Source organism: Streptomyces zagrosensis (genome assembly GCF_014203645.1).
Lineage (GTDB): Bacteria > Actinomycetota > Actinomycetes > Streptomycetales > Streptomycetaceae > Streptomyces > Streptomyces zagrosensis.
In genome coordinates this window covers 279,973-292,018 of the sequence record NZ_JACHJL010000002.1, presented here as the reverse complement: position 1 = coordinate 292,018, position 12,046 = coordinate 279,973, and the positions used below count along the sequence as shown (strand labels likewise).

Here is a 12,046-nt window from a genome sequence, read left to right as displayed (position 1 = left end):
AGAGGCATGCGGGTCGGCATGCGGTGGGCGTACGCGGCGGGAGAAGCGCGTCGCGTGAGCGCGCACGGTGACGTGCAGATACGTACGGCTCGGCCCGGTCTTGCTCGGCCCGGTCTTGCCCTGGGCCGGGCCGCCTCGCGCCGAACGGCGAGTGTCAGTGGTCGCTGCCATGCTGAAAACAGGAAGAGCACGGGTTGCCACGCTGGGTCCGGCAGGGCCTTGCCACCACACAACGTCGGAGGACCATAGTCATGCTCACGACTCACTATGTGCCAGGTGCTCCGGTCTGGCTCGACCTTGGGGTGCCCGATGTCGGGGCCGCTGCCGCGTTTTACGGGGCGGTCTTCGGCTGGGAGTTCCGGTCGGCGGGTCCCGACGCGGGGGGATACGGGATGTTCGACCTCGACGGAAAGACCGTCGCAGCCGCTGGGCCACTGCTGGGCGAGACCGCACGACCGGCCTGGATGTTGTACTTCCAGACGGCCGACGCGGACGCCACGGCCAGCGCCGTTCAGCGCGCGGGTGGCACGGTTCGCGGGGAGCCGATGGACGTTTTCACGGCGGGCCGGATGGCTCAGTTCACCGACCCGACGGGCGCGGAGTTCGCCACCTGGCAGCCCGGTGACACCAAGGGCGTCGATGCCGTGAACCTGCCGAACTCGCTGTGCTGGTCCGAGTTGCACACGACGGATGCGGTGGCCGCGATCGAGTTCTACCGCCAGGTCTTTCCCTGGGACATGGAGAAGACACCGATGCTGGAGTTCGACTACACGGTCATCGCACCGTCCGGCGGCGGGCAAGAGGCCTCGCATGGAGGCATCATGCAGTTCCCGCCGCAGACCGAGGTTACGGAGCTGCGTTCCAACTGGCATCCGTACTTTGAGGTGGAGGACTGCGATGCCGCCGTGGCCACCGCCATCGAGCACGGTGGCACCGCGTTGATGGCCGCCGACGATGCCCCGGGTGTCGGCCGCATGTCCATGCTGCTCGACCCGTTCGGGGCCCAGTTGGCGCTGATCACCAGCGAGGAGCCGTAACCGCCGCTCTCGTGCTGCGGTCGTGACGGCGGCCACCGACCGCTCCCACCTCGTCGAAAAGGGGCGTTCGCTATTCCACCGTGGCCTCGAACAGGGCGGTGCACCCGTGCACGGTGAGCGTGAAGGTGCTGAAGCGGGCGCTGAGTTCGTGGCGTAGGTCGTGGAGGTTGTCATGGCGGTTGTTGAAGTCCCTGCCTGCGTTGAGGCGGTCTAAGGCGAGCCGCGCGGCCTTGGTGACCGGCACCCCCTGGGAGAGCACGGTGCTGCCGAAGATCTTGCCGCCGGGCCGTACGCATGCGGCAGCGTGGTCGAAGGCAACGCCCTTGTGCGCGAAGTCACCAGGCACACAGTGCAGCATGAGGTTGAGGGCTGCTGAGCCGTGTGACCGCTCAGGCAGTGGGAACGGCTCCAGGACATTGCCCTGGGCCGTGGAGATCCGGTAGCGCGAGAGTCGGCGCGAGACGTGGGACAGGCAGTGTGGATTCATGTCGAGCAAGGTGATGCGTTGGTTGGCACTCGGCATGGTGCACTTGCTCAGCAGATATCCCGAGCCGACGCCGATGTCGAGGTGCTCTGCGGAAATGTTGCGGTTGTAGAGCTTGAGCAGTTCGTGGCGCGAGACTTTCCACAGCAGCGGGCAGGTGACTCCGTAGACGGTGAGGTCGTAGAAACTCAGGGTGAAGGGCGTATACGACTTTTGCCCGGCGACGACGTCTTCGATTGTAGGGATAATGGCCATAAAAAACTCCTAGCGGTAATGCGGTACGCGAGGGAGTGGAATCCGGTTCCGCGATGGCGGTTGGTCTTGTTCACGGATTTCTTGGCGGGCGTGAAAGGTCCCGGCGTTCTGAGTTACGTCGGGAAAGGGAAAGGGATTGGCGAAATACATGCAGGGGGGCAGGGAAACGTTTCCTTCAGGTCGTGAAGGATGATGGCCCGCCTTCCGAGGGTAACGGGAAGGCGGGCCAATTGTCGCCTGCGCAATGAAAGGCAGGTAATAGGATTAAATGAATTCTCTTAGGAGTGGGCGTCATGCTCACACACGAGCGGGGCCGGAAGACCATCCGACCCCGCTCTGTTTGGTTGTGGTTCTCCCACGGTGTGCGTGAACGTTTAGGTCAGCGCTCGGAAGCGGCGCAGCCGCAGGCTGTTGCCCACCACGAAGACCGAAGAGAACGCCATGGCGGCGCCGGCGATCATCGGGTTGAGCAGCCCGGCCGCGGCCAGCGGCAGCGCTGCGACGTTGTAGGCGAAGGCCCAAAAAAGGTTGGACCTGATGGTGCGCAGGGTTCGCCGGGAAAGCCGGATGGCGTCGGCGGCAGCCCGTAGATCTCCGCGTACGAGCGTCAGATCGCCGGCCTCGATCGCGGCGTCCGTGCCGGTTCCCATCGCAAGGCCCAGGTCGGCCTGGGCGAGTGCGGCGGCGTCGTTGACGCCATCGCCGACCATCGCCACCGAGCGGCCCTCGGCTTGCAGCCGCTTGATCACGTCCACCTTGTCCTGCGGCATGACTTCGGCGATCACCTCATCGATGCCGACCTCGTGCGCGACGGCGTGGGCGACGGCCGCGTTGTCCCCGGTCAGCAGAATGGGAGCGAGGCCGAGTGCGCGCAGTCGGGCGACGGCTTCCGCGCTGGTGTCCTTGACCGCGTCGGCGACCTCAAGGACGGCGCGGGCCCGCCCGTCCCAGGCGACGACGATGGCGGTTCGCCCGCGGGCCTGCGCCGCGTCCTTGGCCTGGCGCAGCGCGTCGGGGAGGTCCATGGCCCATGCGTGGAGCAGCTTTTCGCGGCCGACCAGGACGGCGTGACCGGCCACGACGCCCTGCACGCCGAGCCCGGGCACGTTGGCGAAGTCCTCAGGGGTCGGCAGCGTACCGACGCGCTCCATGGCTCCGGCGGCGACCGCCTGCGCGATCGGGTGCTCGGACGCGTACTCCAGGGCGCCGGCGAGCCGCAGTACCTCGTCCGCATCGGTGCCGTCGGTGGTGTGCGTGGCGAGCAGGGTCATCTTGCCGGTGGTGACGGTGCCGGTCTTGTCCAAGACGATGGTGTCGGCCCGACGCGTGGTCTCCAGCACCTCCGGCCCCTTGATCAGGATGCCGAGTTGGGCGCCGCGTCCGGTGCCGACCATGAGCGCGGTCGGCGTGGCCAGGCCCAGGGCGCACGGGCAGGCGATGATCAGTACGGCCACGGCCGCGGTGAACGCGGCGGTCAGCCCTGCCCCGTTGCCGAGCCAGAAACCGAGCGTGCCAACGGCCAAGGCGATGACGACGGGTACGAAGACGGCCGAGATGCGGTCGGCGAGGCGCTGAGCGGCGGCTTTCCCGTTCTGTGCGTCCTCCACCAGCTTGGCCATCCGGGCCAGTTGGGTATCGGCGCCGACCCGGGTGGCCTCGACCACCAGGCGACCACCCGCGTTGAGCGTGGCCCCGGTTACCGCGTCGCCGGTCGTGACCTCCACCGGGACGGACTCGCCGGTGAGCATGGAGGCGTCCACGGCCGAGCTGCCCTCGACGATCAGGCCATCGGTCGCGATCTTCTCGCCGGGCCGCACCACGAATCGGTCGCCGACCGCCAGGTCCTCGACGGCGATCCGCTCCTCGCGGCCCCCGCGGACCACGGTGACCTCCTTGGCGCCCAGTTCAAGGAGTGCCTTCAGGGCGGCCCCGGCCTTGCGCTTGGACCGGACCTCGAAGTACCGGCCAGCCAAGATGAACGCGGTGACGCCGGCCGCCGCCTCCAAATAGATGTTGCCCGCGCCATCGGTACGGGCGATGGTCAGCTCAAAGCCGTGGGTCATGCCGGGGGTGCCGGCAGTCCCGAAGAACAGCGCCCAAAGGGACCAGAGAAATGCGGCGCTGGTGCCGAGCGATATCAGCGTGTCCATGGTGGCCGCGCCGTGCCGCGCGTTGGTGAATGCGGCGCGGTGGAAGGGCCAGGCCGCGTACGTCACGACGGGTGCCGCGAGCGTGAGCGACAGCCATTGCCAGTTCTCGAACTGCCAGGCGGGCACCATGGCCATGGCGATCACCGGCACGGCAAGCACGATGGCGGTGATCAATCGTTCGCGCAGCGTGACGAGCGGATCGGGCGCCGCACCAACGCCCCCAGCGCCGGGGGCTCGCGGCTGCGCGTGTCCGGCATCGTCCGCCGCCGCGACGGCCCGCGCGCCGGGTGCGCCGCTGGGGGCAGACCGCCGCGAGCGGGCGGGGGCGGGCGGCGCCGCGCTGTAGCCCGTGGCCTTGACCGTGTCGATCAGGTCGGCCACCGTGACGCCGTCGCCGTAGCTGACCTTGGCCTTTTCTGTGGCGTAGTTGACCGTGGCGGCCACGCCGTCCATGCGGTTGAGTTTCTTCTCGATCCGTGCGGCGCACGAGGCGCAGGTCATCCCGCCGATGGCGAGCTCAACCTCGGCCGTCTCCGTCACCGTGCTGGTCATCCTCTGCTCCTTGTGCCTCGCGGTGGAGTCCCTCTGCTGACGAATTTCTGGCGCGGTAGTCCGCCGACGGACTACCCCCGGGGGGTATCTCTACTTCCTCTCCATGTATACCCCCGGGGTGTAAATGAAGCAAGAGTGGGCGACTCCTTGACTTGCTACCCCCTAGGGGTACCTTGACCAGTGCGGACACTCAGTCCGCTCTCTTCCAGAGGTCTGGCCATCGAAGGAGATCTGCCATGGAAACCGGCGGAAGCACCGACCCTGCCAGCGCCGCCCCGGCCACCATCGCCCCGGCCACCGCCGCACCCACCGGCGAGAACACCGGCACGAGCGCTGCCCCGTACGCGGCCAAGGACACCGCTTCGCGCGGCGGCGAAAGCGCGGTCAGGAACTCAGGTCGCGGGGCGGCGCTGAAGGTGGCGCTGAAGGTGGCCGCGTTCGCCGCCGTGCTCGCCGCGACATTCGGTGTCGCGTACGGCGTGGGCTCGGCCATCGATCCCGTCTCCGACCCGAAACCAGCTACCCACACCGACCACCCGACCGGACCCGAGTCCCACGCCGGGGCCTCCCGTGCCGCCTTCCGTATCGCGGCTCCGGGGGCGTGAGGTAGGGCCGAGTGACTAGACGGTTGTCGGCGCGCTGAAGCGAGTTGTTGACGTAGGAGTACGCGCCGTTGACGTCGGGGAACGCGAGATTGACGGAACGGGAGGCGGCCTTGGGAAAGCCACCGGGCGGGGAAAAGGCGCTGCCCGCGACGCATAAGCTCGCCCGCAAGGGCGGCTGGGCGAATGTCGGGGGCGAGAGTTGTGAGGTGGGTGAGGTGCACGGGGGGGAGGCTCGGCCAGGAGAGCGGGTGTGACCTAGGAAATGGTAGTGAGGTTCCGGAGAAAGCGCGTGGAGGGTATCTACCCCGGAATTCGGCCCCGCCCTCGCCCCGGCCCTGGCCCGACCTTCGGCCGTGACTTCGGCCGTGACTTCGACCGCAATCTCAGCCCCAAGCCCGCCCCCATTCCGACTCGGCAACGACCTGGCTCGCGATGGTCCCCGGCGCATCAGCCGTACTCCGGTTTTCGGAATTGGTACCGCGCCAAGACGGTACTCTCTGGTCGAACGGGCTAAGGCAGTCAGGCTGACGATGCGAGCCGAAATGCGCGAGGCGGCAACGGCACCTCTGGAGCGAGTTCTCCCCACAAAGCCGGGACCTCAGATTCCTAGTACAGAGCCCACGTGAGATTCCGTAGCGTCAGGACCGCAGGCAGGACCGCAGGCAAAGCCCTCACCGCAGAGTCCTTAACGTAAAGCCTCAAGGAGGCAGAAAAACCACCAAATGGGGGCGGGCGCCGATGGCGTAGAGGGAGATCCGTCTCAGATCGGATGCCGAAATTGGGTATCCGATTTGGATGGCGTCTGAGAGGGTGGCAATCCGACGAGGCTCCACGGTGCCTGGTGATCGCACGCGAGCGCGGTGCGCGGTGCGCGCGGCATCGCGGCGTGCGGCGTGCGATGTGCGACGTGCGATGTGCGATGTGCGATGTGCGACGTGCGACACGGAACGTGGAGCTCAGCCGCGGGAGTTATCGACTGCCGCGCCAAACTGAGGAGCCGTATGACTGACACCGCCTCGACGCCGGCTTGGACGCTCAAGCCCGGTGAGAAGATGGCCCGTAGGGACCTGCACACCACCTACGGCGGGCGGACTCAGGGAGGCATCGGGCCCTCGGCCAAGAGCCCTCACGTGTTCGTCTTCACCGACCCCGTCGCTGGCGAGAAACACGGGTACTACGACGACTGGATGCCGGATGGCCTCTTCCACTACAGCGGCGAAGGTCAGTACGGGGACCAGCGGATGATCTCCGGCAACGCCAGCATCCTCAACCACCAGGCCGAAGGCCGCGCGTTGCGGGTTTTTCAGGGTGCCAGGGGCATCGTGACGTACCTCGGCGAGTTCGTCGTGGACCAGGACGACCCCTGGTACGAGGCCGATGCGCCCGAAACCAACGGCGGTCCGCTGCGCAAGGTCATCGTCTTCCGGCTCAAGCCCGTGGATGCCGCCCCGCAGAGCCCGGGCACCAGGCTCGGCCGGCTGCTCGACAGCAAGCCGAACCTGGTGGATGAACTGCCGCTGGAACGCAACGAGAGCGAAAAGACGTTCGTCAACCCGAACCGCGAGCCCTACCAGGCCGAACGCAAGGAGGCGCGGCTCGTCGCTGACCTTGCTGATCACCTGAAAGGCAAGGGGCACCGCCCGCACCGGCACCGGTTGTTGCCGCCCGGTGAGAGTCGCCCGCTCTTCACTGACCTGTACGTCCCGGAGTTGGGGCTGTTGATCGAGGCCAAAGGAAGCGTGACACGGGAGAACATTCGTATGGCGCTTGGTCAGTTGGCCGATTACGGACGGTTCGTAGAGCACACGACGCGCGCCATCCTGCTGCCTTCCCGACCGCGTCAGGACCTGTTGTCCCTGGCCGAGAGCCAGGGGTGCGCCGTGGTGTGGCCAGCGGGAAAGGGGTATGACAGCACGCTGTTGGAGCTCCCGCTGTAGCCGGGCAACCCAGCTGCTGCGAGCGAGCACACCACCAACGCGTCCCCGTGGCTGGCCAAGCTCCCGCACCCGTCACCAATTCCGCCTCCGACCTGGCCTTCCGTCCTGATTCGTGCTCACGGATCGGCGTGCGCGAAGGGCGAACATCAGCGGAATCTTGGGGTCGCGGGCGGGCAGGCGCCACCAGCCGTCGTCGGTAGGTTCCATGCCCTCGAAGCGTGGCCAGGGCAGGAGGTCCGTCTCGCGGAAGACCTCGATACTCAGGCCCGCTCCCAGCAGGGCCGTCACGATATCGCCGAGGCCGTGCCGCCATTCGTAACACGTGGTCGCCTCGGCCAGCGGGGGCCCGTCGGTGTAGGTGCGGGGTACGTCGGTACGCAGCGGGCCGCGCCCTCCCAGGTAGTCCTGCCGCAGCCGGAGGAACTGCTCGTCCGGTTGCGGCACCGAACCGAGGGAGTTCAGCAGGGGGTGGAACTCCACCAGGTAAAGGAAGCCGCCCGGCCGTAGCAGCGCCGCAACGGTCCGAGCCCAGCGAGGAAGATCCGGCAGATAGCACAGGGCGCCCTTGCCGGTGTAGACGACATCGAAGCGCTGTCGGCTGAGCGCGGCCACCGCGTCATGGACATCGGCTTCCACATACGTGACGTCTTGGCCCGCGCTGGCCGCGAGGCGGCGTGCCTGGGCGATGGCGGCGCCGGAGAAGTCGAGCCCGGTGGTGTGCGCCGCGCCGCGCTCGGCGAACGCCAGGGTCTCGGTCCCGAGGTGACATTGCAGGTGCAGGACGTCCTGCCCCGTGAGGTCACCCAGGTCCTCCCACTCGAAGGCGGTGAACCAGTGGTCGGAGGTGTGGGAGCCGTTGAGGCCGTAGAACTCGCTGGCCACATGGACGGGTGTGCGGGCGTCCCAGTTGTGCCGGTTGACGCTGACCATCTCATCGATAGTGAGTTCGTGTTCGTCGGCAGTCATCCGCTCTTTCTACTCGGCGGTTACGGAGCCCACTAGGGCGCCAGGCCACGGGGCCGGTACATCCAGTCACCCGGTCAGCCATCCAGCCACCCGGTCGCTCGGGCTGCCATTCGGTCGGCCAACTCCGGGTATGCGTCGGCCCAGGCCTTTCACCGTCGTACGCGGGCCACCCGGCACTGCTCACACCGCGAGTTTGCGGGCGTGAGCAGTGCCACCCTCGTCGTCCGGATCGTGGCTATTCCGACCGACCCGGGCCCGGCTCTCCAGACCCTCCCGGTCGTCCCGATCATCCTGATCGTCCCGGTCGTCCCGGTCGTCCCGATGGCTTTCGACCGTCCGTCGTTGCCGCCGTCGCGGGTGGGAGAGTTGGTGAATCGTCGCCACCGCTCGACCCGTCGATGACCTCCCGCCAGTGGTGCGGGAGGTGGGCAGCGTTCGGTAGGGCCTCGTCGTACACCACTCCGCACCGGATGACACCGCCCGCCCGTGTGAACGACACGTAAGCGAGCAGCGCGTCATGCACGTCGTAAAACATCGAGGCCCCGGTGAGGGGCGCCCCAAGGCAGGTCACCTCGTCGGCGAGGGTGACCGAGCTGGCACCGATCGGCACCGCGTTCTTCACGAAGCCCATGGCCCACTCACCCACGCGGTGCGGCACGTTCTGCATGACGACGCGGCGCGCGTCGCGGGTCCGGGTGCGGCGTACGGCATCGGTCTGGCGGCGCACGCGGGCCGCGGCGTCCGCGAACCGGGCGGTACCCGATGGCAACACCAGGCGATACCCGACCACATGGTTGCCCGGCACGTACTGCTCGCCGGGGCCGCGCGTGGACATCGCCACAAGGATCGGCAGGTCGGGACAGCCGGACGCGGACGCCGCATCGGCCAGGCGCCAGGCCCGCACTGCCTGCGCCAACCCGGCCAGACAGACATCGTTGACGCTGATCCCCCACGCGTCAGCCAGCCGCCGCACATCGCGTACGGGCACGTCTTGGCTGGTCCACGCGGTGCGGCGGGCAGGCGGGACGCGCAGCGTGGGCCACGACCGGTAGGGGCGGAGCTGGCGCACGGCGTCCGACGCGCCCCGCAGCACGCCCGCCGGCGTCGGCCGGCGGGCCGGATACAGAGGCGGGCCGGCCACCGTGGCGTCACCCAACAGGGCCAGCGCCGTATACGCCGCACCCACACCGTCCTGCACGGCGTGATGCACTCGCAGGCACAGCCGGAACCGGCCCACCACCACCCCATCACCGTCGATGGCGCCGGATGCGGTGCTGGTCGTGCTGGTGTTCTCGGTGTTCTCAGCGCTCTTGGTGATGGCAGCGCTCTCGGTGCTCTCAGTGGTCTCGGCGAGAAGCCACAGGTCCCACGGCGGATGATCCGCTCCGGGCAGCGGCTGGCGCAGCAACGCGTTCGTTGCGGCGGCCAGTTCGCCGGGCCCGGACAAGCCGCTGCGCTGACGACAGTGCACGGCGGCATCGAACTCGGCAGTCCGTGGACGCCACCGCCGCCGCTGCCGCCCCCGCTCGGCAGGGCGTAGCAGATTCAGCGCGGGCAATTCGGCCGCACGCCGAATGACCCGGCGCGTCAGGACTTCGAAGTCGGGTACGGGGCCGGCGAAGTCGAGGAAGAAGCCGGTGGTGGGCTGGTGCTGCCTGGCGAGCGCCAGGAAGGCGTGATCGATCGGCCCGGTGCCGTAGTGGGCGGATGTATTCATCTGCGACCTCTCATCCCTCTGCCACCTGCCACCTGCCACCTGCCACCTGTCACCTGCCCCTGATGGTTGACGACGGGGCCCAATGGCGGGGGTGTGCGGCGACTCTACGTCGGGCCCACCGCCGGCCGATTGGCCCGACGGCGCAGAGCTCCGCTGTACCGGCTTACGGCCTCGCGACCAGGGCGAACCGATGGCACAAGGCCTGCAACGGCTGCCCCGCGCTCATGGTGGAGTGCAGGTCGCGCAGGGGGCCGGCGTAGCGCTCCACGGTGAAGTCGGGGACGTGCCAGGGGGTGATGCGGAGGAAGAGTACGAGGGCGCCGATGTCGTGGAAGGTGGCCGGCAACCGGGCCTCGCCCTCCCAGGTCACGGTGAACCCGGCGGCGGTCAACTCCTCGGCGGCGGCGCGCAGGTTCCAGTCGGCGTACTCATGCTCGGGTGCGCCGAGTGCCTGGTTGACCTCCGCGAGGTCGCCGCCGCCGACCTGCTGGGTGACGAACACTCCACCGGGCGCAAGGACGCGGCGAATCTCGGTCGGGTCGTAGGACTCGTGCCGACTGACGATGAGGTCGAACGCAGAGTCAGCGAAGGGTAGTTGATCGTCGTCGCCGACCTCGGAAACCTCGATGCCCATCGGCTCAAGGCGTCGCCGGGCCACCGGTACGTTCGGTGCGAAGCCCTCGGTCGCTGCCGTACGAGCGGGCAACGGCGCCAGTGACGCCAGCACCTCACCACCGCCCGTACCCAGGTCGAGCAGCGATGCAGCAGCCGGTAGCTGGTCGCGTACGAGCTGCGGATAACTCCACGGCAGGTCGGTGACGCTTGCCTCGGCGTAGCGCCCCCGAAAGACCCCGAAGTCCCAACCCTCGAACGGCGTCGTCAGCCCCTCGTCGATCAACTCGTCGTAGTCCACGCTGGTCTCCCTCGCCAACTCATTCGCCCTGCGCCCGCATATCGGACGCCTGTGAGGGACGCTACAGGGGCCGATTGCCTGTGCGGTTGGGCGGTCACTGCGCGGGGTGTACCGGGGCTAGTGAGCCGTTGCGGGGGCGTGCGGCGGGCCATGCGATGCGCGGTGTCCACATCGTTAGCATCAGCGTGGACGTGCACGCCTTGACCGACGAGATTGCTGAACACCCGCCCCCGCCCCCGGCCCCGGCCCAGGCCCAGGCCCAGGCCCAGGAACCGGAACCGACGCAGCAGCTCACACTCGGTTGTGGATCGCTGACGACCTGGGCACCTCTTGGGCTCGTGTGGACTATGACGGCCAACGCTCGGACCGTTTTACTGTCCGGCAGTACGGCTCGCACCGGTTGTGGGATCGGATCGCGAGGGCCTACGGGGCGTGGGAGCCGGCCGGACGGCCAGGCGTGGGCCAATACGGGGTGACCGTCCGCCCGGATGGCACGATGCGGGTCTGGACCGACGCGGGGTGTGGCTCGCCAGAGGACCCCGCCGCCCCCTATACAGAGTGCGGCCACTCGTAGATCATTTGTAGCCGTGACGCATACGACAAGCGATACCGCGTGGCCCGGAAGCGTGACGCTGCTCAACGGTCCGTTGGACCGGCCCTAGGGAACACGGGCCGTCGGCTTCCGTGATCCGGGCGTACACAGCTGGGAGATTGCACAGTGACCACGACCTCAACCGCGGCACCGAACGCCGAGATCCGGGCACTCCTTTTCGTCCTGGACGGACAGCGCCGGCACGTCCTCGGCATACTCGAAGGGCTCGACACGGAGGCATTGCGGCGGACCGTGCTGCCATCCGGATGGAACTGCCTGGGGCTCGTCCAGCACCTCGCGCTCGACGTCGAGCGATTCTGGTTTCGCGCCGTCGTCACTGGCGACCCGGCCGTCATCAAGGCCCTGGACGACATCGACGACGCCTGGCAGGTGGCACCCGACGTCTCGCACACCGAGGTCCTCGGCCAGTACCGCACGGAGGTGGAGCTCGCCAACACCGTCATCGAAGCTGCGGCTGCGGACACGCCCCTGGTCTGGTGGCCCCACCACCTCTTCGGTGAACCACACTTGCACACCGTTCGGGACGTCCTGCTGCACGTCATCACCGAGACCGCGTGCCACGCCGGCCATCTCGACGCGGCACGAGAGCTCATCGACGGCCGACGATGGAAGGTCCTGGCCTAAGACCGGCCGCCTCGCAACTCCTTCGGCCAAGGCCGGATGCGGCGCGGTACATCGTGGGCGTACCCGCCTCGGTGGCAGTGTGGTTGACGGCCTGCGCGAACTGACGCAAAGTCCAACCGGTCTCTTGGAACAGTCCTTCCAAGTTGGTGTTCGGCTTTGGTGGCGGCATCTGACTGCACACTTCCCAGCGCAT

The 12,046-nt window shown here is 68.1% G+C and carries 9 protein-coding genes; 4 read left to right on the top strand and 5 right to left on the bottom strand.

Annotated features, from left to right (window positions below):
• The first annotated feature begins 251 nt into the window (after positions 1 to 251).
• Positions 252 to 1,037, top strand: a complete 786-nt coding sequence (locus FHS42_RS04845; protein ID WP_184569273.1) for a VOC family protein — start codon at positions 252 to 254, stop codon at positions 1,035 to 1,037.
• Positions 1,038 to 1,107: 70 nt separating this feature from the next.
• On the opposite strand, the gene FHS42_RS04840 is transcribed toward FHS42_RS04845, so the two are convergent.
• Both FHS42_RS04840 and FHS42_RS04835 read right to left on the bottom strand, forming a co-directional pair.
• Positions 1,108 to 1,776, bottom strand: a complete 669-nt coding sequence (locus FHS42_RS04840; RefSeq protein ID WP_184569272.1) for a methyltransferase domain-containing protein — start codon at positions 1,774 to 1,776, stop codon at positions 1,108 to 1,110.
• 374 nt (positions 1,777 to 2,150) lie between these two features.
• Entirely contained in the window at positions 2,151 to 4,478 is a 2,328-nt protein-coding gene (locus tag FHS42_RS04835; RefSeq protein ID WP_184569271.1) for a heavy metal translocating P-type ATPase, read from the bottom strand.
• Between the two features lie 236 nt (positions 4,479 to 4,714).
• On the opposite strand from FHS42_RS04835, the gene FHS42_RS04830 reads away from it, so the two are divergent.
• Together FHS42_RS04830 and FHS42_RS04825 are read left to right on the top strand one after the other, a co-directional pair.
• On the top strand, positions 4,715 to 5,083 hold the full coding sequence (locus tag FHS42_RS04830; protein ID WP_184569861.1) for a hypothetical protein: 369 nt from the start codon (positions 4,715 to 4,717) through the stop codon (positions 5,081 to 5,083).
• A 1,001-nt stretch (positions 5,084 to 6,084) separates the two neighbouring features.
• Positions 6,085 to 7,020 carry an SRA domain-containing endonuclease gene (locus FHS42_RS04825; protein WP_184569270.1) on the top strand — a complete coding sequence of 312 codons (936 nt, stop codon included), beginning with the start codon at positions 6,085 to 6,087 and terminating at the stop codon, positions 7,018 to 7,020.
• Positions 7,021 to 7,092: 72 nt separating this feature from the next.
• On the opposite strand, the gene FHS42_RS04820 is transcribed toward FHS42_RS04825, so the two are convergent.
• The 3 genes from FHS42_RS04820 to FHS42_RS04810 form a co-directional block, all read right to left on the bottom strand.
• Positions 7,093 to 7,986 (bottom strand): class I SAM-dependent methyltransferase, encoded by an 894-nt coding sequence (locus FHS42_RS04820; RefSeq protein ID WP_184569269.1) that lies wholly within the window; start codon positions 7,984 to 7,986, stop codon positions 7,093 to 7,095.
• 286 nt (positions 7,987 to 8,272) lie between these two features.
• Positions 8,273 to 9,703, bottom strand: a complete 1,431-nt coding sequence (locus FHS42_RS04815; RefSeq protein ID WP_184569268.1) for a WS/DGAT/MGAT family O-acyltransferase — start codon at positions 9,701 to 9,703, stop codon at positions 8,273 to 8,275.
• A gap of 163 nt (positions 9,704 to 9,866) precedes the next feature.
• On the bottom strand, positions 9,867 to 10,616 hold the full coding sequence (locus tag FHS42_RS04810) for a class I SAM-dependent methyltransferase (protein WP_184569267.1): 750 nt from the start codon (positions 10,614 to 10,616) through the stop codon (positions 9,867 to 9,869).
• Positions 10,617 to 11,334: 718 nt separating this feature from the next.
• Here FHS42_RS04810 and FHS42_RS04805 point away from each other — a divergent pair.
• Positions 11,335 to 11,853: a DinB family protein gene (locus tag FHS42_RS04805; protein WP_184569266.1), complete on the top strand. Its 519-nt coding sequence runs from the start codon at positions 11,335 to 11,337 to the stop codon at positions 11,851 to 11,853.
• The last annotated feature ends 193 nt before the right edge of the window (positions 11,854 to 12,046 follow it).